The organism is Dictyobacter halimunensis (assembly GCF_036245075.1).
In genome coordinates, this window is record NZ_BSRI01000001.1 from 3400048 (window position 1) to 3423416 (window position 23369).

22 protein-coding genes and 1 pseudogene are annotated in these 23369 nt (G+C 53.4%); 10 read left to right on the forward strand and 13 right to left on the reverse strand.

Annotation, left to right across the window (positions count from 1 at the left end; translation table 11 throughout):
* Window positions 1–11 precede the first annotated feature (11 nt).
* A complete protein-coding gene (locus AABA21_RS13955) occupies window positions 12–707 on the reverse strand; it encodes a hypothetical protein (RefSeq protein WP_338250931.1) in 696 nt (231 codons plus the stop codon).
* A 483-nt stretch (window positions 708–1190) separates the two neighbouring features.
* Here AABA21_RS13955 and AABA21_RS13960 point away from each other — a divergent pair, with 483 nt between their 5' ends.
* The 5 genes from AABA21_RS13960 to AABA21_RS13980 all read left to right on the forward strand — a co-directional run bounded on the left by AABA21_RS13960 (window position 1191) and on the right by AABA21_RS13980 (window position 5984).
* Window positions 1191–2144 carry a metal ABC transporter solute-binding protein, Zn/Mn family gene (locus AABA21_RS13960; RefSeq protein WP_338250933.1) on the forward strand — a complete coding sequence of 318 codons (954 nt, stop codon included), beginning with the start codon at window positions 1191–1193 and terminating at the stop codon, window positions 2142–2144.
* 64 nt (window positions 2145–2208) lie between these two features.
* The gene (locus tag AABA21_RS13965; RefSeq protein WP_338250935.1) at window positions 2209–3063 is read left to right on the forward strand and encodes a metal ABC transporter ATP-binding protein; all 855 of its coding nucleotides are present in this window, start codon (window positions 2209–2211) and stop codon (window positions 3061–3063) included.
* A complete protein-coding gene (locus tag AABA21_RS13970) occupies window positions 3056–3985 on the forward strand; it encodes a metal ABC transporter permease (RefSeq protein ID WP_338250937.1) in 930 nt (309 codons plus the stop codon). Before AABA21_RS13965 ends, AABA21_RS13970 begins: the two co-directional genes overlap by 8 nt.
* Entirely contained in the window at window positions 3978–4886 is a 909-nt protein-coding gene (locus AABA21_RS13975) for a metal ABC transporter permease (protein WP_338250939.1), read from the forward strand. The genes AABA21_RS13970 and AABA21_RS13975 overlap by 8 nt, the downstream gene beginning before the upstream one ends.
* Before the next feature lie 117 nt (window positions 4887–5003).
* Window positions 5004–5984 (forward strand): ATP-binding protein, encoded by a 981-nt coding sequence (locus AABA21_RS13980; protein WP_338250940.1) that lies wholly within the window; start codon window positions 5004–5006, stop codon window positions 5982–5984.
* Window positions 5985–6190: 206 nt separating this feature from the next.
* Here the strand turns inward: AABA21_RS13980 and AABA21_RS13985 are convergent.
* Window positions 6191–6580, reverse strand: a pseudogene (locus AABA21_RS13985) (SCO5389 family protein).
* Window positions 6581–6804: 224 nt separating this feature from the next.
* Between AABA21_RS13985 and AABA21_RS39415 the strand changes: the two are divergent.
* Window positions 6805–7110, forward strand: coding sequence for a Fur family transcriptional regulator (locus tag AABA21_RS39415; RefSeq protein ID WP_420917117.1), 306 nt, complete (start codon window positions 6805–6807; stop codon window positions 7108–7110).
* Window positions 7111–7171: 61 nt separating this feature from the next.
* Here the strand turns inward: AABA21_RS39415 and AABA21_RS13995 are convergent, their stop codons facing one another.
* The gene (locus tag AABA21_RS13995; protein ID WP_338250945.1) at window positions 7172–7501 is read right to left on the reverse strand and encodes a hypothetical protein; all 330 of its coding nucleotides are present in this window, start codon (window positions 7499–7501) and stop codon (window positions 7172–7174) included.
* Window positions 7502–7773: 272 nt separating this feature from the next.
* On the reverse strand, window positions 7774–8370 hold the full coding sequence (locus AABA21_RS14000) for a copper resistance CopC family protein (protein ID WP_338250947.1): 597 nt from the start codon (window positions 8368–8370) through the stop codon (window positions 7774–7776).
* A gap of 713 nt (window positions 8371–9083) precedes the next feature.
* Between AABA21_RS14000 and AABA21_RS14005 the strand changes: the two genes are divergently transcribed.
* Complete coding sequence (locus tag AABA21_RS14005; protein WP_338250948.1) at window positions 9084–9698, forward strand: DUF5134 domain-containing protein; 615 nt, start codon at window positions 9084–9086, stop codon at window positions 9696–9698.
* A 107-nt stretch (window positions 9699–9805) separates the two neighbouring features.
* Here AABA21_RS14005 and AABA21_RS14010 read toward each other — a convergent pair whose 3' ends face one another.
* The 9 genes from AABA21_RS14010 to AABA21_RS14050 form a co-directional block, all read right to left on the reverse strand.
* Window positions 9806–10036 (reverse strand): hypothetical protein, encoded by a 231-nt coding sequence (locus tag AABA21_RS14010; protein ID WP_338250951.1) that lies wholly within the window; start codon window positions 10034–10036, stop codon window positions 9806–9808.
* 229 nt (window positions 10037–10265) lie between these two features.
* Entirely contained in the window at window positions 10266–10562 is a 297-nt protein-coding gene (locus tag AABA21_RS14015) for a putative quinol monooxygenase (RefSeq protein ID WP_338250953.1), read from the reverse strand.
* Window positions 10559–10909, reverse strand: a complete 351-nt coding sequence (locus AABA21_RS14020; protein WP_338250955.1) for an SDR family NAD(P)-dependent oxidoreductase — start codon at window positions 10907–10909, stop codon at window positions 10559–10561. Before AABA21_RS14020 ends, AABA21_RS14015 begins: the two co-directional genes overlap by 4 nt.
* A 160-nt stretch (window positions 10910–11069) precedes the next feature.
* Window positions 11070–11906 (reverse strand): IS3 family transposase, encoded by an 837-nt coding sequence (locus AABA21_RS14025; protein ID WP_338247663.1) that lies wholly within the window; start codon window positions 11904–11906, stop codon window positions 11070–11072.
* A 14-nt stretch (window positions 11907–11920) separates the two neighbouring features.
* Window positions 11921–12232 carry a transposase gene (locus tag AABA21_RS14030; RefSeq protein ID WP_338247664.1) on the reverse strand — a complete coding sequence of 104 codons (312 nt, stop codon included), beginning with the start codon at window positions 12230–12232 and terminating at the stop codon, window positions 11921–11923.
* 745 nt (window positions 12233–12977) lie between these two features.
* On the reverse strand, window positions 12978–14210 hold the full coding sequence (locus AABA21_RS14035) for a TniQ family protein (RefSeq protein ID WP_338250957.1): 1233 nt from the start codon (window positions 14208–14210) through the stop codon (window positions 12978–12980).
* Window positions 14211–14439: 229 nt separating this feature from the next.
* Complete coding sequence (locus AABA21_RS14040) at window positions 14440–15378, reverse strand: TniB family NTP-binding protein (RefSeq protein WP_338250959.1); 939 nt, start codon at window positions 15376–15378, stop codon at window positions 14440–14442.
* Between the two features lie 25 nt (window positions 15379–15403).
* The gene (locus tag AABA21_RS14045) at window positions 15404–18034 is read right to left on the reverse strand and encodes a Mu transposase C-terminal domain-containing protein (protein ID WP_338250961.1); all 2631 of its coding nucleotides are present in this window, start codon (window positions 18032–18034) and stop codon (window positions 15404–15406) included.
* Window positions 18035–18143: 109 nt separating this feature from the next.
* Window positions 18144–18821: a TnsA endonuclease N-terminal domain-containing protein gene (locus tag AABA21_RS14050; RefSeq protein WP_338250963.1), complete on the reverse strand. Its 678-nt coding sequence runs from the start codon at window positions 18819–18821 to the stop codon at window positions 18144–18146.
* A gap of 684 nt (window positions 18822–19505) precedes the next feature.
* On the opposite strand from AABA21_RS14050, the gene AABA21_RS14055 reads away from it, so the two are divergent.
* The 3 genes from AABA21_RS14055 to AABA21_RS14065 all read left to right on the forward strand — a co-directional run bounded on the left by AABA21_RS14055 (window position 19506) and on the right by AABA21_RS14065 (window position 23314).
* Entirely contained in the window at window positions 19506–21587 is a 2082-nt protein-coding gene (locus AABA21_RS14055) for a hypothetical protein (protein ID WP_338250965.1), read from the forward strand.
* A 19-nt stretch (window positions 21588–21606) separates the two neighbouring features.
* Window positions 21607–22236 carry a hypothetical protein gene (locus tag AABA21_RS14060; RefSeq protein WP_338250966.1) on the forward strand — a complete coding sequence of 210 codons (630 nt, stop codon included), beginning with the start codon at window positions 21607–21609 and terminating at the stop codon, window positions 22234–22236.
* Between the two features lie 67 nt (window positions 22237–22303).
* Window positions 22304–23314 (forward strand): phosphotransferase, encoded by a 1011-nt coding sequence (locus AABA21_RS14065; protein ID WP_338250968.1) that lies wholly within the window; start codon window positions 22304–22306, stop codon window positions 23312–23314.
* Window positions 23315–23369 lie beyond the last annotated feature (55 nt).

Below are 23369 nucleotides of genomic sequence, written 5' to 3' on the forward strand. Positions count from 1 at the left end.
GAGCACCAATGTTAGCCTTGCAACCTCTCAACCGGCTCCTGTTGAGCCTCTCCCGTTTTCACTGTTGTGCGACGCAGCAGGGCTACGCCGGCGACAATGATGCCCAGTACTCCCAGTACCGCGCCAATGCCACCGATCGTCAGAGCCTGGCTGGCGGCGTTCTGCGCAGACGTGACTTGATTCTTCAGCGCATCCGTATTGGCTGGCTCCGCGTTTTGTGTCGTTGCTGGATAGGCGTTGATAGCTGCAACAGCTGAAAAGCCATTCGGGCTGCTGGTGAATTTCTCATCGACCTTGTCGCTATTGACGGTGCCATAGATGTGAAAGGTATAATTGCCAGTCGTTGTGGGTTCAAAATAAGCATTGTATTTGCCCGGATTGGCATACCTGGGCGAAACGGTCAGGGGGATGGGCGCATGGGCACCTGTGCTGACCTCCACCTTCAGGCTCTGTTCCAGATTGTTGACTGGATTCGCGACGATCCGTGAACCATCTTGCACCTTATAGGTGCAGGCATTACCCAGACAGACGGTCAGGTCCAGGCTGTTCGATTGTTGGGCGTATGCTGGCTCATTCAAAAACCCAACCACAAAGGTATATTTGCCGACATGGCGTTTCTCGTGGGCGAATGCTGGATGCGCCACGACCACTACCAGAAAAAGGGCTGCGATGAGGGCTACACTACTGAGAAAAACAGATCGCTTCATGTTCAGAACTTTCTTGTAGAAAATAGAGGATGTACATCTCTCACGCCACATCTTGTAGCTTACTATTTCTCTTCAGGAAGAGATTAGCTGAATTCCTTCATTCTGTCATGAGGATTGATCCCTATTTTTGGTACCCTATTGACCGTGGCGCTCGATGCTGAGCTTTCCCCTGCATGCGATCGGCCTGCGAGAGCGATAGCATAGGGCGCCGAAGCGCGTGCTCTAGGGATATATACCTATCTCAATCTACAGCGATGCCCTATTTTTGCCTCCATTCGACCAGATTGAGGAAAGGGCCAGGAAGACAAGAGGGAGAAGTTTCGTGAGGCAATACACATCCAGCGAACAGCGGAGACGTAAATAATGATACATAGTATCATTGACATATAAATATCTGTGCTGTACACTCAGCTATGGATACATAATCTCAATAAGGAGCGAGCTGCATTGCTCTGTTATTTTTCTCTTTTCAGGGAGGTTTCTGTGTTTCGCACACGTACGCAGCATGTATTGACTCTTCTCGCCAGTAGCTTTTTTCTTCTGCTGGCTCTGGCGTCCTGTGGCACCAATGCCACCGGCTCTCCATCCTCTTCCAGTTCTGCATCTACCAAAGGAAACGTGATCGAGGTGGTGGCCGCTGAAGACTTCTGGGGCAGTATTGCCGCCCAGATTGGTGGTGAGCATGTCCATGTCACCAGTATTATTACCGATCCCAATGCTGATCCCCATGCTTATGAGCCGACGGCAGCCAATGCGCGGACCGCGGCCGACGCGCACTATTTTATTCTGAATGGTGCCGGATATGATCCCTGGGCGGAGAAATTATTGCAGTCGAACCCGTCCAGTGGACGCAAGGTCTTGAACGTTGGTGCGTTGAACGGCAAGCACGAGGGGGATAATCCGCATATGTGGTATAACCCCGATGATGTTACCGCTGTGGCTCATAAGCTGCATGATGATTTTGTGGCCCTCGATGCCGCCGATGCTACGGCTTTTGGTCAATCGGAGCAAGCGTTCCTGACGACCGGTTTGCAAGAATATCATGGCCTGATCGCGGACATCAAAGCAAAATACGCGGGCACGCCGGTTGGCGCGAGCGAAAGTATTTTCTCCTACCTGGCACCTGCGCTTGGTTTGAAGCTAATCACTCCCGACTCGTATCTGAAGGCGGTCTCTGAAGGAACCGATATCTCGGCCGCCGATGAAGCGACCGTTGAGCAGCAGATCAAGACGCGGCAGATTACCATTTTCGTGTATAACTCACAGAATACGCCGAATAATATCCAAAAGGTGTTGAACCTGGCGAAGACGGCTGCGATTCCGGTTCCCACGATCACGGAGACCCTGACGCCGGCGAACGCGTCGTTCCAGGATTGGCAATCCAGCCAGTTGAAAGGTATCCAGAGCGCGCTGGCCACAGCGACAGGGAAGAAATGAACGTTGAGAAGCAAAGCCGCAACCGGGTGAGCCCGGTTGCTTCAGCCAGAGAAAAGAGTGTGGTATGACGAATTTTTTGCCACAGGCCCCACAGGTATCCTCGTCAGTTGATCCTGCTCCGCTGATCGAAGTGCGTGAGGCTGCGGTCAGTTTAGGTGCCCATACCATCTGGCGTGATGTGCGCCTTTCGATTCAAGCCGGAGAGTTCATCGCCATTCTCGGGCCCAACGGGGCCGGGAAATCGACATTGCTCAAGGCGATCCTCGGGCTGGTTCCTCTTTCACAGGGGAGCATTACCGTCTTCGGGCAACCCGCCCGGCGCGGGAACGCGGCCATTGGCTACGTGCCACAGCGGCGGCATTTTGATGCCGATGTGCATGTGCGGGGTCGCAGTGTTGTCCGCCTCGGGCTGGATGGAGGGAGATGGGGCTTGCCGCTGCCGTTTGTGGCCCGTGCCCAGGCGCGCGCCGCCGCGCTGCGCGTGCAACAGGCTATTGATCTCGTTGGTGCGACCGCCTATGCCGATCGACCCATTGGCGAGCTCTCGGGAGGAGAGCAGCAGCGACTGCTGATTGCTCAGGCACTGGTGACCCAACCGCGCATCCTCGCGCTGGATGAGCCACTGGATAACCTGGATCTGCGCCATCAGCAGGCGGTGGCGACGGTGATACGACGCATCAGTCGGGAAATGCACACGAGCGTCCTGCTCGTGACCCACGATATCAATCCCCTGCTCGCGGCGGTGGATCGTGTGATCTATGTGGTGCATGGTCAGGTCGCGGTGGGCACGCCGGCTGAGGTGATTACAACTGAGACACTGTCACGCCTCTATGGCACGCCAGTTGAAGTCCTACATGCCAGCGATGGACGCATTGTGGTGGTTGGACAGCAGGAGATGGAAGAAGGTCATCATGGGTGAGATCGTGCTGTCGCTTGCTGCAATGTGGGGCGATATCTCAGGCCTCATTGCGCAGGTGTTTCATTACCACTTTATGCACAATGCGTACCTTGCTGGGACACTGGTGGCCCTGTCGGCCGGTGTGATTGGCTACTTTATGGTCCTGCGCGGGCAGAGTTTTGCCGGACACAGCCTGGCCAATGTCGGGTTCGCGGGCGCGACCGGCGCGGCCCTGCTCGGCATCCCGGCGATAGTGGGCCTGTTTGTGGCCGGTGTGCTGGCAGCGCTCGGGATTCAAGTGTTGCACCCAACAGCGCACGCTGGGCACAAGAGCGATGTGGCGATTGGCGCGGTCTTTACCGCTGCGCTCGCGCTAGGCTTTCTGTTTGTGTTTCTTTCTACCTCCGAATATGCCTCAAACATTTACAATGTGCTCTTTGGCAATATTCTGGGGATCGGTGATAGTGATGTCCAGGTGGTCATCTGGTCGACCCTGGCTCTGTTCATCGTCCTCTTTTGGATCGCGCGACCCCTCTTCTTTCTCTCGCTTGATCCGACGGTAGCGGCGGCCCAGGGCGTGCCGGTGCGGCTGATCTCACTGGGCTACCTGGTGCTGCTGGCGCTGGTGGTGGCGATCGCTGTTCAGGTGGTCGGTGCCTTGCTCATCTTCGCGCTCCTCGTGACGCCGGCGGCGATTGCCCAGACACTTACCTCCCGGCCGGGCGTGGCGGTGCTGCTCTCCGCGCTGCTGGCCATCGTGTTTACCTGGATTGGCCTGGCCATTGGTTTCTTTACGCCCTATCCGGTCAGCTTTTGTATTACGTCCTGTGCCTTTGGGACCTATCTGCTCGCCAGTGGTGGCAAACTGATCTGGCGCAAGCGAACATACAAGCGGGACCAGGTGCGTCTCTCATCGCAGATGAAAGGAGCAGGCAATGCATAGTGTCCTGGCGGCAACCTTGCCACCGTTTTCGCCCAATCTCTGGCACGATCTCCAGATAATGCTGGGCTATGATTTCATGCGCACTGCCTTTCTCGCCGGGACGGTGATCAGCCTGCTGGCTGGCTTTGTCGGCTATTTTGTGGTCTTGCGCCACCAGGCCTTTGCCAGCGAAGCATTGTCGGATGTAGCTTTTACCGGAGCATTGGCTGGAGCGGTGTTGGCCATCAATCCGCTGCTGATGTTGCTCTTCATGACCGTCGCCGTTGCTCTGGCGATGGGAGGCCTGGGAGAACGTGTGCAGGGCCGGGACGTGGCGACTGGCACGATCCTGGCCTGGGTGCTTGGCCTGGGTGCACTGTTCTTAAGTGAGTTCACCACGCAGGTGAGTGGTACCGGGACCGGCTTCTCGGCCGCCCAGGTGCTCTTTGGAAATATGCTCGGCATCTCCGAGGAACAGCTGTTGACGTTGATCTCCATCGGCGCGCCAACGTTGTTGGTCCTGATCGTGATCGCACGTCCCCTGCTCTTTACCTCCCTTGATCCTGTGGTCGCGGCCGCGTGTCGCGTGCCGGTGCGCCTGCTGGGACTGCTCTTTGCTGTCGTGCTGGCCATCACGGTTAGTGAAGCCACCATGGCTGTCGGAGCCTTGCTCGTGTTCGCCCTGATCCTGTTGCCCGCGGCCACCGCGCATCGGCTAACCAGTTCTCCCTTTGCCGCGATGGCGCTCGCGATCGGCATCGCCATCCTGCTGACCTGGGTAGGGATTACGCTTGGTTTTTATACAGGCTATCCCATGAGCGTTTGTATTAGCCTACTCGCCTTTGGCTGTTATACCGCTGTGGTGGGCGGTTTCACTGTCGCCTTTGTTGCACCGATTCATTATAGACGCAAAATACAATAAAGTATCCGTTCTTCTAATACGGTCTAAAAGTCCCTTGTGTGACCTCCTGTCATATGGCATACTACAATTATCATTTGATACACTGTATCATCACGAAGAATGGATGGAAAAGACGGCATGAAAGTTGCCTTTGTGGGAAAGGGTGGCAGTGGGAAAACAACGCTGTCGGCCCTCTTTAGTCGCTATCTTGCTGCTCATGCGTTGCCGGTGGTTGCCTTTGATGCCGATATTAATCAGCAGTTAGGCGAGGCTCTCGGTATGTCTGAAGCGGAGGCAGCCCAGGTGCCCCCACTGGGACTGAACCTAGAGCGCATCAAGGACTATTTGCGGGGGAGTAATCCTCATATTCGTTCAACCGCATTGATGGCGAAAACCACGCCGCCAGGACACGGGTCGCGTCTGTGGCACCCACGCGAAAACAATCCGCTCCTGATACACTTTGCTCGTGATGTGCACGGGGTAACCCTGCTGGCAACGGGTCCATTGAGCGAAGACGACCTGGGGCTCAAATGTTATCACTCCAAAGTTGGGGCGGTTGAGCTTCTCCTCAATCATTGTATTGATGGCCCGGACGAGTATGTCATTGTGGATATGACCGCCGGCGCCGATTCGTTTGCGTCGGGATTGTTTACCCGCTTTGACCTGACCTTCCTGGTTGTTGAACCGACCAGGAAATCTGTGGGCGTGTATCACCAATACAAGGGCTATACGCGTGACTATGATGTCGCCCTGACGGTGGTTGGGAACAAGATTGAGCACGAGGATGATCTGCACTTCCTCCAGGACCAGATTGAAGATGATTTGCTGGCCACGTTCTCGCGCTCTGACTACATTCGGGCGCTGGAAAAGGGACGCATGCAGCCAATCACGCAATTGGAAGCGCACAATGTCTCTGCCCTGGCAGCCATGCAGCAACGGGTGATGAGCTGTGAACAAAACTGGGTGCGCTTTTATCAGCAGGCGGTGGCGTTTCATCGCAAGAATGCCTCCTCCTGGCTGAACGTCTCCATGGGCGAAGATGTGAGTACTCAGGTTGACCCTGATTTTTCGCTCACCACGGCTGTCCAGCAGTATCGCCACCAGTTCGCCAACACGTAAACCTGAGCGACTCTTTGGGGTTAGCGCTATATAGAGCTCAACAACAAAATGGAATTGCCCGGAAAAAGGAAGATGAGGTTGGGGAATAACGGGATTTCGATCTTCATAGATGATGCATGGACACTTACAAAAGGTGTCCATGCATGACTCTTTTTATCGGTGGGAGGAGATTAGCGGCTCACTGTCTGCATCTTCTATCCAGATACTTAACAGTCAACGAGCTCTGGACTTTGATTGAGAATCCTGGCTACGAGGTGAAATAAATTCGGTGTACGTGTCATCAAGGCGATCTTTATGGAAGAAGGCGACACGATGGCAGTTTTGAAACGCTAGTTTTACCCCGAAGTGTTCCTCAAGCGCATGACGCATAGCATCACTGGCCAGGACGCGCAATAATTGACCACGTGCCTGCTCACTGGGCGGGGGCGTTTGATTGTCGACAAAAGGGACCCCGCTCTGATTGAGCTTGTGTGCAAGATCCTCAAAAGCTGCCAGGCATAGGGCAGAGAGCTTTCAATACAAGCGAGGAAATCACGCTGTTTGATGGTATTGGCTTGTGCTTGTTCTAGCAATGTGGGAGAGACAGTTAAAGACATGCATTTGGCCTTTCGCATAAAACCGTTCTTCTCGTGCAGGAGGAACGTTTATACCGGTGATAACGTGATGCACTACGAAAACGTGTTCTCTGTTGCCCTCAATAATTGATATTTTGTATCAATTACGCATAGTAAGTGTGCCAGGAAAAGAGCGAAAAAACAAGGCATTTTTGATGTATTTAATGTGTGATTGTTATTAGAAAATAGGAGAGGCGACTGACATCATGAGACGTAGGGAGAATGGATCATGTATTGGTAGAGCAACAGTCTTTCGTGCGGTCGATAAATTGGTGGCGAAAGGTCTCCTGGATCGTATCGATTTTGCTGATGGTACTCATCGCTATCGAGTGTGTGGCGATCATCATCACCATCATCTCACCTGTTCTTCTTGCCATCGTGTAGTTGAGTTCGATTTTTGTTTGCCTGCAGACCAGATTGCTCGTATTGGAGCGCAGACCAATTTTGAGATTGAAGGGCATGCACTCTCTCTGTTTGGGTTGTGCGAACAATGCCGTACTCACAGGGGATAACAAGAGACAACATAAGAAAAAGCGCGGCTGACTCCTTCGAAGGAGTCAGCCGCGCTTTTTCTTACTGCTGCTTCACCTTGACAGAGCCATGGTTATCGCAATGATCGCCATGGACATGATGGAGTGTGCCTTTATAGAGATAGTCAATGTGATTATCATGAGGTATGCGCTCATGACCACAATCCTGGTGACCGCATGCACATTCCACCGGAGCACACGTAGCCGGATTATGTGCGTTTACCTCAAGCACATGCTCATCGTAGTGTCCCTCATGGGGGGAGTGCAGGTGCCCATCGTGCAGGTAATCAAGATGTCCATTATGTTCAATGGCTATGTGTCCGCAATGCTCACTATGTCTATGTGCATGCTCGTCATGAGTTGTATGTGCCATGATTTCTGCCTTTCAAAACGTGGTAAAACATGTCTAAAGATAATATCCTAAGATAGTATATGAACGATGCTTATAAGATAAATGTATTGTTTTGAATATACTGCATAGAGTAAGGTATAATAATAAGTTAAAATTATGATGAGCCAGAAAGAGCGGACTCGATCATGCAATTGGTTTTGGCCAATTGCATGATCGAGTCCGCTCCAGTGCGTCGTTAGAGTCGTTTTGTCTGACAGCTTAGCTCTACCTGATTGGCGTTCCTGTTGGTTCGATTATGGAACGTGTGGTTTGCGCATGCGTGTTATGCCCATGCCGGCTCCCAGTCCTACCACTAATGCGACTATGCCTGTCACGATCGAGATCCAGAGCGGCGTACTGCTGGCACTGGCGGTTGTGGATGTTGGAGCGGTGGGTTTGGGCGCTGGCGTTGGCTGAGTCTGTGTCGAAGCTCCGGTGGAAGTGCTACCAACGCTAAAGACAAACGCGCCCTGATCTGGATCGCCATCCTCGGCGGAGACTGTCGTCCAACGCACCACATAGGTGCCATTCGTCTTTTCAGGTTTAATCGTGACGGACATCTTCGTCGGATTGTTCAGACTCACCTTCGCGTCGCCATTATTGACCAATGCGCCATCCGGACCATAGACCTGCACATTACTGTTTGCGGGACCAGGCTTCATATTTTCAGCTGTCGTGACTGTAATAGTTGTTGGGGCCTGTGCGATCACCGAATTGATCGCGGGATCTGAGCTTATCACCTTCGCATGGAGCGGTTGGGCCAGAGCAGTACCGGCAAAGGCGAAGAACAATCCCAGGCTAAGGATCGTTGCGCTCAGGAGGCGTAAACGCTGGAGTGATACAACCCTCATGAATGCTCTTCCTTTCCTGCACGTACCGTGAAAGTTGTCTACGGCTTATGGAACGTACTCTATTTGAGCAAGCACTATTGCTGTCTATACAATCTCTTTTCAGAGCATACATCTTCTCCCTATTTTTGTCGATGGTGACAACCGTTGAAATCTCCCTAATGGCAACATCCGGATCTGGCATGTTCCCTTGTTCATGCGAGCAATGATGAGCGGCACGCTCTTTCGCTCAGAAGAAAACGAGCGTACCTCTTCTTCTGCGATATGCAATGATGCTTATTGGCGCGGGCCTGACGTTTTCCTCTCCTTTGTATTCGCTTACAATGACGAATTGTGATGTACCCAACATGTAGGTTCTCCTGCTTCCTCGCTGATGCTTGTTATGAGCACCCCCCTGCAAAAGCATCGCTATGGTTTGCAAACCATTTCTATATTTGATAAAAACCCATCATTTCACTGGATTAGCGAGGAAACGGGAGAACCAGTATATGGTTCACAAGATTGTATTTCTCCTTAAAATCAGGTACGCTTTTTGTGTGCCCTTTATAGAGTAGTGCTTCCTCAGTCGAAATTCACCGTTTGCTTGCTGTTGTTTAGAGTTGTGTTTGTAGTCAAGAGGTCTCTTCATCTGGCTTCTTCAGCAGACAACGGTCAAGTCCTCCGCAGCAGGTACTTGTCGACTGTTGGGAGTCGATCTCGAAAGGAAAACCATCACCATGACTGGTATGAGCGCTCTCCACGCACTTTTTTCGTTTCTCTGTACTCTCATCGCTGTGTTCTACTTCTTGCGGCTTGTGAATGGTTGTCGGTGGGTGAAGCACTTTGATGCAGAGAACGAAATAGGACATGGGATGATGGCCATCGGCATGATCTTCATGCTTGTACCGGCTGCTTGGCTTTCAGCTGACCTCCTTCACTGGAATATTCTCCTGTTTGCGGCTGCCGCTCTGTGGTGGACCTTCCGCTTGTTCGTGCGCAAGCCTCTATTACCTCTCCTACTAAAAAAGGATGCAGTACATGTTTTATTCCAATCCGAGGTACGGTCTGATGCCATTCATGTATTCATGCATGGGAGTATGTGTTACATGTTTCTACTGATGAGTAGTATGGTGTTGAGCATGACGCAGCCCGTAACCTACGTCACTTGCCTCTTATTCGCCTCGTTCGCTTTTCTCACCCTTTTCTATGGTCGAGAGACCTTGAGAGATCTTCAAGCAGCGTCGGTGGACCGGTTGCAATTGGGGGCAAATCTTGCCCATGTGCTCATGAGTGGCATAATGTGTTGGATGTTTCTCGAAATGATCGCTATGACGATGGCCATGAGAGGATGAGCACCATGCGCGATGTCGGCCCATGGTTTCGCGTCGCTCCTCCAGGCAACTGTGATCCGGATGCCTTGTGTGGCTACCATTCTTGTCTCCCCCAGATGAGGAACCGTTCAGGCTCCCGTTGGATGGGGAGACGCATCCTGCACGGCAGCAATGGCTTCGCGCGTCACAGCTTGAAACTGCGTGGGATCAACGCTGGATGGGATCTGAATCAGGGTCCCCTGTTCCTCTATGGTCGTGCATTGAACGAGTGCCCCAAATGCCTCGTGCAGACGGGCGCGCACCCGATCAATCGCCACAGGACAGATCAACACCGCGTGCTCGCTCTGGAAGGTACACATATGCGTGGTTGTTCCTTTCTAGGATGTTTCTACCGCTACTTTGTTGACAAGGGAAGTCACGCCTGATTTCAAACATATATCTGGACAATTTGAGCGCCAATCGTTACTATTTGATAGGCTTCAAATAGGTAAAATCTCCAGTCAACAAAGTAGCGATACAACGATGTCCGGAAACCTTGAGCCATCTCAAGGCTCGGATGAGAACTCTCTCTCAGAATTCTCCTCTTCCCTATTCCCTGATTTCCTTGGCCTCATATCTCTCCAACGTGAAAGGACGTGATGTCGCTTGCTGGAGAAATGCGAAGAATGTGCGCAGGTGCGGAGTCTGCTTATGTTTTTCCAAGACCTCAGGGCTTGCCCACACCTCAAAGACGAAGAAGCTATACTGCTCGTCCAAGGGTTCGGAAAAGGTATAGCGGATGCATCCTTCATCTGCTCGTGATTTCGCGACCAGTTCTTTGATGATGTTCACAGCCTCTTCCCAGCGCTCTGACTTGATGTGAAATGTTCCGGTAATAATGATCATGTCAGACTCCTCCTTCTAGTTTCAGGCAAACCTTCTCTCATCTCTTCCTTTCTCGTTGAGGTGGCAGTGCTGCCACCTTCAACTGGAAGGGTTATGCCATGCACATAACTTGCTTCATCGCTGGCAAGGAAGACGGCGGCGCCAACCAGTTCTGTTGCCTGACCTATTCTTCTCGCAGGAGCGATACTTACCAATTGCGCCAGAAGTTCTTCATCGCCTGCTGTCCCCGGAGTATATATTGGACCAGGGGCAATGGCGTTTACATTGACGCCATTGGGACCAAACTCTGCTGCCCAGGACTTGGTCAGTTGTAGGATATCATCAAATGTGTCTGTAATCCCCGCCAAAGAGTGCTTCATTCCCACAAAAAGTGTCGTTGATCTGAGAGAATGCTCGCTCTAGACCTCGTCTCGCCCACACATACTGTCGCTGGCCGACAAGTGTTTTTGTATTCTTTTACCTCTTTCTTCATGTTGTATTGTAAAGTACCCAGTAAAAAAGACGTTCTCATAAGGAAATCAAGGGAGCACCATGCAACTGATGATCTTGCGCATAGCGCAGGGGTGAACAATTGCCGACGCCCTCATGGGGACGTAACGTATTGTAAAAATTGATCCATGCCTCTGCCGCCCCGAGAAAGTGGCCCAGGCTGTGATACGAACGGCGGTCAGCTACTGCGAGCTTGAAGGTGCCCACAAAACGCTCGGCATAGCCATTATCCGTGGGCGTGCCGGCACGACTCATCGATTGCAGGAATCCTTTTTGCAACAACAGATCTCGAGTACATTGTGCTCCATATTGTTTGCCTTGATCGCTATGCCAAATGGCGTCAGCCGTAGGAAAGGTCATGGTCTCAATGACGCTGGTCACCAGATCGGCGCGCATATGATAATCAAAAGCTAACCCGAAGATTTGGCGCGTCTGTTTCTCCAGGGCAAAACAGCCTCGTACGCGTGATTGATCCGCGAGATGCACTTCAAAAATGTCGGAAAAAATCACCTGGTGCGTGTCCTCCTCGCTCATGTCTCGGACTAGATTTGGAGCCGTCTGCGTCGCCTTGCCAGGATAGACATACTTCTTCTTTTTGCGTCGAGCGGCGATGCCATATTTGTGCATCACTCGTTTGACGCGATTCTTTCCGGTGTTGATGAGCTTCGCTAGTTTGCGATGCCCCAGTGTGTCATCGAGTTCCTGCCAACCCTCAATTGCGACGACGAGCTGCTTATCCATCTGCGGTCGCTTAAGCTGCAGATACAGACTACTGCGAGCGATACCAAGAGCACGGGCGAGTTGTGTTTTGTTGATCGGACCACCAGAAGCGCAGAGGGTTCGCCCAAGTTCCACTTTCTCATGTGCGCTTAATTGCCCAGTAGCCCGCGGGATTTTTTTAGCAGATCATTTTGCACGGTGAGGTCACCAATGAGCTGCTTCAATTCTTCAGGAGATTCTCCTGGTGCATGGCCCTGTGACTGGTTCCGTGTTTTGGGATCGCGTTGATCGGCAAAAATCTCTGGCCCTTTTTGTTGAAATTCTTGACGCCATCGGCTGATCACCGAGCTGGCCAGGCCAAACTTTCGGCACACTTCTTCCAGGGTGGTCTCGCGCTGAAAGCTTTCCATGACGACTTTAAATTTAAATTCCGGCGTATACGTTTTCCGCTTGCTTGCCATGTTTCCGTACCTCTCTTCTTTCACCGTCTATTGTACCAGGTACGTTACACATGAAGAGCACGTCTGGTGGTGATGCGATGTGACTGGTGGAGAGGAAGCGCGTTGTGGAAGATGACGCGGGAGAGAAGAGGAGAGGGCTGGAGAGAAGGGGAATGAGAGAGGGGGATCGAGAGGAGGTTACTCCTCTCGATCACACCCCAAATTGCAAGGCGTGGAGCGGTTTGAGCACCAATTCGGTTGGACGAAATCTTTGCATCTGGTTGTGGGAGTGCGAGGCTCTTGAGGATGGGGTGACCTCTGTGCAACGAAGGCGAACTGGCGCTGGTTGGCCGCGTATTGTAGGATACCAAAAATCGTGTCTGTGTCTGAGCTCAAATCTGCAAGGAAATCCCCGAATGCATGTCTTTCTCGCGCACTATTCCTGTCTTTCGCTGACGTTTTTCCCACCATGCCTGTCCTTGGCCGTATTTTGTGCGTGAAGACATCGTGCTAGTAAAACCAGCGTTATCAGACGTGCGATGAAGTGAGGGAAGGATATTTTTTCCATGAAGGACACGTATTGTGGAAAGAAAGACATGAATACTGGTATCCTACTTGGAGTCCTTCTTTTGAAAGAGTTCTCATACATCCTGTCGCCATTCCTCTCGTTGTACGGGAGAATGGAACAATGGATGGGGTGAGGGGCCATGAGGCAGGAAGCGCTCGTTTCTCGTCTCAGGACCGGTTGTGCAACCGATTCCCTTCCTCACGTGGTGGTCGAGAGGCGAGTGCCGCTTCCCGCGGTGTCTGCTGGCGCTTTCTCCCCTTCAAACGCGTGTGTGCGTTGCCATACACGCTCTTCCAGAGCCTTGACCCCCTGGGCTTGATAAAGAGAACGGTACCGCTGATGGAGGTGGTTGAGGAGGCGGAAGGTTGGCGTATACGAGGCAAAAGCGCCCCAGGGGATGGTACGAAAGAGGGCGACGGGGTGAGCCTCTCGTTGGAGGAAGTTCAGGGTATCAAGGAACGCGAAGTAATGGGCCTCTCCCCCGAGGAAGAGCCAGTGGGTAATAGCGCTCTGGAGAGCAAGGTTTCGCTTGCGCCGGGAGCCCGTGGTGTTTTCCAGAAGGGTTACCAATGCAGAAAAAGAAGAGGGAAGGAAGGTGGAGAGAGCTTCTTTACTGAAAGAAGATATTTTCGTGCAATAGACGTGAAAGAGGCGAAGGAATTCCTCAGCGGGTAAGAAGGCGCGGAGATCCTGGGCACGCGAAACAGCGATGCGATCGCTTGGACCCTGCTCATAGCCGAACATCTGTAAGAGCAACGAATCCCCTTGAAGGAGAAAGAAGAATGCCGGGTGGTTCTGCGTTTGGATGTCTTGTGGGTCTTGGTGGATCGGTTGGAGGCAAGCAGGACACCGTGCTCCAGAGAAACGGAGGGAGGGCCATGGCTGCAAGCAACGAGGGCAGGAAGTTTGTAAGAGCACCTGGTGGATGGGACAGGTCAAAAGTGGTCGAATTCTCCAATAGATGCGGTCATAGGCGTCTGGCGCCTGTGCACACAGCGGACAAATGCGAATAGTGGATGAGTTCGAGAGAAAAAAGCCACCAAGATCTCTATAGAACAGCTGACGATGAACGCGCCTCCATGGATAGGGGGTGCTGAGGTGTTGTTGCTGTCGGCGCTGCATGGAAGTTCGTTGTTGCGCATCACTATAGCTCTCAAGGAGAGGAGAAAAGCGGTGGATCGTCATTTGATAGAGACGTGTTTCTGGGACGAGTAAGAGCTGAGACAAGAAATCGTAATCTGCCTGGAGGGAAAGAGTGGCGAGTTTGCGGCTCAGGATGCGGTAGGAGGACGTTTCTGGCTGGAGTAACCACTGAGGAGTTTCGTAGCCCATTGCTTTGGCCGTTCTGACCAGAAAGGACCCCAAATCCTCCCATTGATGTGGCTGAACACGCTTGGGAAGAGGTGTTATGTGTTGCATGCTTTGATTCATATGGATCGTTCTTTCTGCGGTGTTCGTTCTGCGGACGAAAGGCGAGGGCGTTTCTCTCGCTGGGAATCTGTCAGCCTCTGGTGCTCTTCTCAGACTGCCTCTTTCAGGATGGATGAGTGGTATCCGTGCTTGCCTGAGCAGCGTTGTGGGGGTCTGGAGCATCAGAGTACCACTGATTTCCATGCGAGGATGCTCCAGACGTGCAAAGGATGACGAAGGTGGTTGGCGCTTATTCGATAAAGTGTTCGAATGCAAAGGGATTTTTTTTGTTGATACCGAGAACACTTCCGGCGATAGCTTGATCAAACGCGTGTTGGAGTAAGATCCGGTTGAGCGTTGGACAGTGGTCTTTGATGGCGAGGCGGGCTGCCTGGCGAAGAAGTGGAATGACCCAACCGATGTAGCCGTCGGAGGCGTAATGAATGCGGTAGGCCATGTCTTCGTTTTCCAGCCCTGAACGATCCAACGGAAGCTCCAGGTCAATACTTTCCAGAATGGTACAAAATTCGGTAATGGTGTGCGGGTGCTTGCGGTCCCAAGGAAAGGGATGCAAATATCTGGGGGAACCCACTCTTCTGCTGAGCTGGGGGTTGGCCAGGAGGATTGGTTCTGCTTCTCCTGTTTGTCCGACAAGAATCATGGGGATGGCACTTTGATTGATGATATCTTTGAGAAAATCGGTGACGGCGTGCAGCACCAGTTGGGTGTCTTTATTGACGGCGTGTTGGAATTCATCGACGAAGATCATACGAACTCGGCAGCTTTTGAGGAGCATGTGGAGGCGCGTGACCATATTCCATTGGGTTCCACGGCCAGGATTGGGGTCTCCGAGCTTGGTGAGGAAGGCTGTGGCGGTACCTTTAATGCTTGCTTGTGCTGGAACAGAGACATAGAGATACGGAATACGACTGCCAGAAGGCAGTTCTGTACGGGTGTTGTTGTGACGGGTGAGCCATTCCTCAATCAGCTTCGTTTTTCCTGCTCCTGTGGCACCAAGGATGGCGAGGCAAGGAGGATTGTGGGTGGAACTGCTTTGGGTATAGAGATTGCAGAAGTCAAGTTCGTCTAAGAGGTCCTGAAAGCCTTGATACATGATGAGAATACGATCAATGATGGCGTAGCGTTCAGCGTCGCTGAACTGTCTGCAGGACGATGAAGATGATGACATAGAGCGTTTTTCTCCTCTAAGGATGTTACTGTTGCCACGAACGGACCGCGATGCCGAAGGCTTTTTGCCGTTCAGTGAGCGGGGACGACATGTCTAGGAAAGGGACACCGGTTGGTGTTCCAGGAGAGTGCTGGTGGGAAGTGGAAGGAGGGTTGTGCTCGGTGGGGTGTCGGGGAGAAGAGGATCTGCCAGCCTGCTCTGAGGTCGATGGATCCGTTTGTGGTTGTGTTTTCCGTGCCTTTCTCCGTTGGGGTGTCGGTGGGACGTCCTCCTTTTTGGGAAGGGGAGGGAAAGAGGCGAAGGGCGTGGCGTCGTGGCTCGATGGTGGATCTGAGAGGAGCTTGACCTGTGCATCCAATGCTGGGAGAGGTTCTGAAAGATCTGCTCCACTGGATGTACCTCCGAGGCGTTGGATGGCATTGGAGACCGGAGGAGGGGGCACTTCCAGAGGTTCATGCTGATTGTTTTTGTTCTGGTCAACGTGTGTTTCTGGTGGAACTGGTGGGTAGGGACGTGACCCAGGAGAGACTGAGTCTGTCGCGTTTGAAGCGGTCATCCACGTTGTGACCTGGTCATTCCACCACCGTGCCATACTGTGACGCGAACGAATTTTTCGCGTTAATCGCATTTCCTCCGTGATAATCTGTTGGATGCGTGCCTTGGCAAGAACGAGTGCCTCATGATCGACATTGCTCTTCAACTCCTCTTGCGCATAGCGTTTAATGACTCGGTGTTTCCATAACGAGAGATTCTCGGTGTAGTGCTGGTCAACGGCAGCAACTTCGAGATAGCGATTGGAGAACGGATCAAGCACCCAAATGCGAGAGAGATCTCCCGGATGATATTTGATGAAAAGCCGATTGGACTGCAAGGCATCTGCTTCCTGCTGGTCACTGACGGTATGGGTAGAGCGATACTTTTTGGCTTTGGCAAGTTTGCTGCGCAGGGCAGCGAGTTGATGGTCTTGATACCGAAGATGTTCAAATTCAATGCCATACTGATGGATGGTACGAGTTGTGTTTCTGCTGATAAGTACCAATAAGTCCGTGCGGCTTGGAGGGAGGCGCGGAACAAACTGATCTTCGAGCGCTTGCTGCCAAAGTCTGGCTGGTATGCCTTTGCCTGGTCGATGGGGTCCGATGCCACTGTGTGGTTCTTGCGTATAGACATCAACAATCCACAGGTGAAGCAATTCCCAGAGCCGATCGAGAGTGATGCAGGCATGTTTCTCTGATTGGTATTCCCCACGCTCAAGGCAATTGGAAAAGGTGGTCCCAGGGGTTACATGGATCAAATCGGTATTGAGTGTGCGGAACCAGCGTTCGATACTGCCTTTGAACCAGGGTTTTCGGACTGGCAGGTGTTGCAGTTCGATGCCCAATTGCAAGCAGGCCAATTCAAGGTCCCGATGAAGCTCGATCGCATTATCCACGACGAAGACTTCTGGGATGCCAAAGGCCAGGTACTCGTTCTGGGTCTGAAAAAACTCTTTCACATGCGTTTTGGGAAGGAAGGCATAGAGCATACAGTCCATGACCAGCCGGTAGGATGGCGGCTCGAAGCTGATAAAGATTCCGCTGATGTATCCGGTGGCTTTGTCACGGATAGCAGCCAGGGTTGGCCGTCCGATAGGGAGGCGATCGTCTGCGTCAACCACCAGGATGTCAAGCTGTGCGAAATCAAATTCTGCACGTTGGTTCGGGCGTTTTGGACGCGGACCCTGGGATGACTGATGGTGATCACGCGCAGCCTTTCTGGGGCCGTTTCGTGCCCGATCAATCTCTTTTCCGTCGAGCTGATTGATATAGCGGTATATCGTCATTCTTCCAGGAGATGATAACTGTGCTTCTGGAGAACGTTTGGCATTTTCGGCGAGCAGCAGTGCTTCAAAGGCGGTGATCACATGCGTTATTGGTGCTCGAACAGTGGTCAGGTAGGTTTGCTTGATTGCTTGTTGCAAGAGTTTTTCACTCACTGGAGTGAGACGGTGGTGTTGGGGACCGCGTTGATGGTAGGAGGGAACCAGGCTGCGGATATCTCCATGGCTTTCCCCATAACGACGAAGCCATCGTGCAACCGTACGAGGTGTGAGATCAGGGAGTGGTTGGGAGAGTGTTCCTGATGGCTGTTCCTTCTCGATGAGTGGCCGTGGGTCGTTATTGGAGAGTGCAGGGACCGCATCTGCTGAAGCTTCTTGTTGCACTGAAGAGTCCTTTGCTGGTGTTAGGCTCAACAGAAAAGCCTCTCGCCTCGGGATATTTCCTTCTTCGAGAGAGAAAAGGTATGCCTGAATACGTTCTTCAACCACCTGTTTTGTTCGCTGGCGCGATGACATGTGGATGAGAGGATGAATCAATTGGTAACGGTGCCAGGTAATATCTTGCAATGGCGTGGGGAGGTCCGCCAGATCGGCAATGGTATAAGCCGTTTTCAAGGACGTCTCAGCCCTTTGTTGCAAGTTGGGTCCTTCACGGGCGAATTCCAGCGTATTGTCTTGCCAGGCTTGCCAGAGTTCGGTGACACGATGGGTGATGAGAGCGTTCGTCGTCAGGTTACGTACAACCTGTGTTCCATCATCCAGCATCTGGAGAACTTGATAGCCGACTCCATGGAGGACATAGCGAGCGTTTGGTTCAAATGTTACTGGTTGTGTCATTTTTTTTCTCTTCCTTCTTGTTTTCAGTCGATAAGTGCTTCTGGGAAACGTTTGTTGCAAACGGAAGGTATGGGTGTTTCTGCACGACTGGTACACCTGGTTTCTCTTCTCATGGCAGCTCAGGGGGAGATGGCTGGGGAGTGGACTGTGTTCCTTTCCATATGAGAGCGGTGGTGTGAAAGTGTAAGGGCTGGGTAAGGTCGGTCAGAAGTTCCCCGCGATAGACAAGATTCCAGATAAGCGATTTTGTTTGAAAGGCGTGAAGCTGAGGGGTACGTTGGACCAGTTCTGTCGGAGAAAAAGGCCCGTCGATGGAGGAGATGACTTTGATCACGTAGTCATAGGTCTGAGGAGGAACTGGAGAGAAGGAGTGGACAGCCAGCATTTCAAGATTGATAAGCAGAGCGTGATGAGGACGAAGTGTTTCTTCGGTGACAAGGGCAAAGTCGTGCTCATGCTGCGCACACCAGAGTTGCGCTGCTGTCCATTGAGCAAGAGAGGAACGCTCACTGATGCAGGCCTGATAAGCGCAACTGACAAGGCGTGGGCGCTCCTGTTTCCAGATGACGCGAAAGTCTGGCGTGTACTGAGCAATCCGGGTTCCAACCTGATAGGAGAGGGAAAAAGGCTGGGCTTCGTAGGACAGGACAGATGGGTCGTGTTCGAGGAGATAAATATAGGCCCTTTTAAGGAGGCCAGCATAAGGGACCATGCGGCGTGCGGACTTTTTGCTGGGGATGCTTCCTCGAATCGTTGCTCGTTTTGAGCGAAAAGAATGTGTTGACATGATATTCTCCCTTTTTTTCTCAATGTTGAGGAGAGAGCGAAGAGCCTGGCTTTTCCACTCCTAACTATACAACAGAGTACATGATAAAAATAGTATTTACCGGATGCTGACATGAAAAAATACTTATAGGTATATAAAGGAATGAAAAATGTATTTAGGTCATTATACAAGGAACAGTCCTTTTGGGAAGGAGACAAAAAGACTTCGGGGGAGTCAACGGGCCCAAATGTGAAGCATCAGCGTTTGCGTTGGGCGAGTCTGTCGTTGCCTGGCTTGCATTGTGCGCACAAGGTCGGTGAGAGATACAAGATAGCTCGAGATATCTTCTGAGGGGAAACGGGGAGTGGAATATGGTGGAATGTGGTGGAGGCAAAAAGGGATGCTCGACATGATCAGCGATGCGTGTGATCAGCCCTGGTCTGGACCGCGCCGCAAGGATCGACGTACGGAGAGTGGGTGGAGTAAGCTATCATGAGTGTGGAGAAGAGGGGGGGTGAGTCAAGGCCAGTGCTGGTTGATCGTGGGGAACGGCCTCAGAAGGAAAAAAGGGTGGAAGAAGAGGGAAAGGCTTGACGAGAGCTTTTTTTGGGTTAATATGCATCGTACGATGTTATGAATATTCATATGGTGTATTTGAGGGGGGATGGCTGGTAGCATGTGGAGAACAGAAGGAGGAGAGCAGGGATGGAGAAGAAGACGTTTGGAGAGCCAGTGCAGACGGCGACGGTGGTAGGAGCAGCCTATGGGATTCACCGGACGACGCTCACACAGGCGGCGAAGGCGGGCGTACTGGGCCGGAGCGCGTATCGGTCGGGAGACGCCTGGCTGATCAAGACGGATCATCCGGATTTCTGGGAGTGGCTGCGGGGGCATGAATATCATCCCCGCGTGAAAGGGTATCGCAAACAGCAGGCAGCCAAAGCGGCACAGCAGCGTCTGCTGGAGGAAGAGGGAATGGACGTGCCACCACAGGAGGCCCATGAGATGGCTGGTAGCCCGACAGTGCATCAGGAAGCGCGGCGGGAGCCAGAGCAGAAGCAGCAAGAGGCTGTGACGAAGGAACCACCAGCGGAGGGAGATCGACGAGCTGCACCAAGCTCAGGTGGGGATGCACCGATGGATCGTGCACGTCATGGTGATCCAGTGCGTGAGCCAGATCTGGTTGTGTCGGTGGTGGAGGATGCAGTGGATGAGGCGGCAGGAGCCACAGAGGCAGGTGTGTCAGCACGTCGCCAACGGCGATTGATCGCGTATATGGATGTGCGCCGCGGGGAGGGAATGACGGACGCCGGTGAGCGTTTCACCTTCGGGGCGCAGGCCTCGTTATCGGAGGTGTTAGCGGCGGTACCGCAGTTGGGTGATACGAACCAGGTGCGTCTGTGGCTCTGTGGGGAATTGCCGACGGATACCAGTGGCTCGTATGAGGGCTGGGTGCTGGCGAGGGAACTGCGGCAGCGGTACACGACCGGTGCGCGCGGGCACTATCTCTCCGATGAGCGTCCAGAGGAAACGGTGGCGCGCTACCGACGGCGAGGCAGCGAACAGGAGCTGGAGATTCGCCACGTGTTCTCGTGGTTCGGGACCGAGTGTACGGCGACCGAAGCCTACGAAGCGATCCGCTTGCTGAGCAGGTACCTGCAGGCCACCTTTGGAGAAGAAGCGAGCGCGTACGCCACGCCAGCGCTGACATTCCAGGCGCTGTGGACACGTTTGAATCGCCTCCAGAAGCGCAGCTTTGCGCCACTGCCGGCCCCGATCCGGGAGACGATCCGGTCCCACGCGGGGCAGGGCCGGATTGAGCTGTGCACCTTGCCGGAGCTGAAGCGTCTGCCTGGCCTGTACTACTACGACGGCATCTTCATGTACAGTGCCCTCGCGTGGGGATTACCGACGGAGCTGGCGATCCATGACAGCCGCAACGAATACGCCGGGAAGGTGGCAGCACGCTACCGTATCCGCTACACGATCCCGACCGACTGGCAGCATCTGGGCTTGTTTATGACACCTCGCGATGCTATCACCGGGAACCAGAGGGATCGACACACCTGGAGTTTCCCCGGAGCAGAGTCTGCTGGCCAGACATATGAGACGTGGGTGGACGGCTCCGAACTGGACGTGCTCTCGAGCGCCTACGCGAGTATCGAAGAGGGCTTTGCGGTCTGGCGTATCACGATCCTGGAGCGCATTGTCTTCAAGCCCGAGAAAGCCTCGACACAGAAAAAGCCATTGGACGGCCTGGTCGAAAAGCTGGCGAATCTGCGGGAGAAAGTCGAACGCGATGCGCAGGAGACGCCAGATGAAACACGTGTGTACCAGCTGGTACGTGGTGGTATTCGCAACATTGTGCTGCATGGTATTGGTACCTTCAATCGGTCGAGCCGCACCGTGACGTATATCCTCGGCATGGACGAGTCTGCTCCCAATGGCTACAGCAGTCGCCGAGAAATCGACGCTGATACAGTGTGGTACAGTGTGCCGGCGGCGACGGAGGGCTACAGTCAGCAATTTGATCACCCCGAATGGGCGGCGCAGGTGTGGGCGCGCTGCCGCGCGCGCATGATCAAGGCGGCGCTGATGTTGCCACGGGAGTCGATCATTGCCATCCGCACCGACGCGATCGCGCTCACGCAGGAACATGCAGACTGGAACGCCAATACCAGGCGGGGGACGCTGCGCCTCAAGTGGGCGATCCGGCAGCCGGTGAAAGCCCCACATACCTACGAGGCGCTCGATCAGATGCAGCGAAAGCCTGGGAAAGATCGCTAAGGAAGGAAGGGAACATCCGATGGCAGAACTGACGCCGGCGGCCGAGGCGATCGCGGGACTGCTGGCCGGAGGCTGGACATACGCCGAAATTGGCCGGTCGTTGGGGCTCAATGGCTCCAGTATTCGACAGGCGATTCATCCGAGTCCGGGCCAGCGGCAAAGACCGCTGGCCAAATATGTGCCGGTGCTCCAGCAACTGCAAGGGACAGCACCAGGCACCAGGCCCGCGATACTTCCAGAGCGCCGCAAAACCAAGAGCGGAAACGTGGCCAGCGTGCGTCGAGGCATCCGTGAATTCAAGACAAAGCAGGGGGAGACGCAGTACGCTGCCCGCGTGAAAAAGGGGAGCGCCACGCTGCACAAACTGCTGGATCTGGCCGCCCAAACGGGGAAAAATGTGCGCTGGGACGTGCTCTTTCAGACGATCCGCACGATCAGTGACGCCACCAAATCGGGCTGGGTAACGGGCAAGCTGCCCGATGGCTGGACGGCCGCCACGCTGCTCTCGCGCATCGCACAACCCCAACAGGGCGACAGCTGGAAGCCCGGTGATGTCAGCGGCGCACTGATCGCGCTGGCCAAAGAACAAAATGAAGGTGTGGTGTCGGCCAAAGGCGGGCGGGAATTCAGTATCTTTACAACGCCGTAGGGGCGGGAGTCTCTGGGTGCTCTTGCTGTTCCCGCGTGCGTGATGGCCGAAAGAAGAGAGAAAAAAGATGAGAGATGCGATGTTTCCGGCGACGTCTTCGCTGGTCGAACAGGTGCTGGTGAATTATGATCTCCAACCGCCGATGAGCTGTGAACTGCTGGCCCAGAGAGCCACTGATCTGTATGTGATACGAGCAGGGGAGCGCCAGTTTGTGGTATCGATCTCCGCTCCCACGACACGTTCGCACGAGGAATGGGAGGCCCAGGCGCAGATTCAGGTAACCCTTGAGCAGCAGAATATCCCGGTTACGGCTCCTGTTCAACGCAAGGATGGAGCCTATACCCAGGCCATCCCTGTTCTTGAAGGTGTGCGTTATGCGCTGCTTACCCCATGGATTGCTGGCACACCTGCTGGCGCATCGTTGACAGAAGATCAAGCTTCTGTGTATGGGGCAACGGTCGCTCAGATGCATCAGTGTCTTGATCACCACGGGTCGATCTATCAGCGAAGACAGATGAATCTTGAGGCATTACTTGATGAGCCGCTCGTGTGGATGGCTCCTCTTCTGGAACAGTTTCCTGTCTTCTCTCGCTTCCTTGCTGATCTGGTGAGCCGCCTCAAAGCGAACGTGAATGAACGTGATCTTCCGCTGACGCCTCCGAGCTATGGAATCTGCCACGGTGACTTGCACCGCAACAACGTTCTGTTTGATGAGCAAGGGAACCTGACAATCATCGATTGGGAGTATGTCAGTTATGGGTGGCGTGCCTACGAACTGGCGGCTCTTCGTCGTTCGCTCGAAGCAGCTGTGCATACAGATGGAGCAAGCGCGCACCATGTCAATCGTGTCTATGAAGCGTACCTGCGTGGGTACAGCGAGGTGCGTCCTCTCAGTCAGGCTGAGAGAACGGCTCTTCCCTCTTTTATGGTGATACGCCATATCTGGATCCAGGGGAAAAAGATCGATCAAGCTCTCCGCCGTGGTTGGGGAACACCTATCTTCACTGAAGCCTCTGTTGACGAGATGATGAGCACCTTGCAGGGTTGGGTGAAACAGTATGGCATTCTGGACAAGTAAGGAGATGCGGTGGGGAAGAGGAACGGCTTGTTGATGAGCGGAGAGAAAGGAAGAA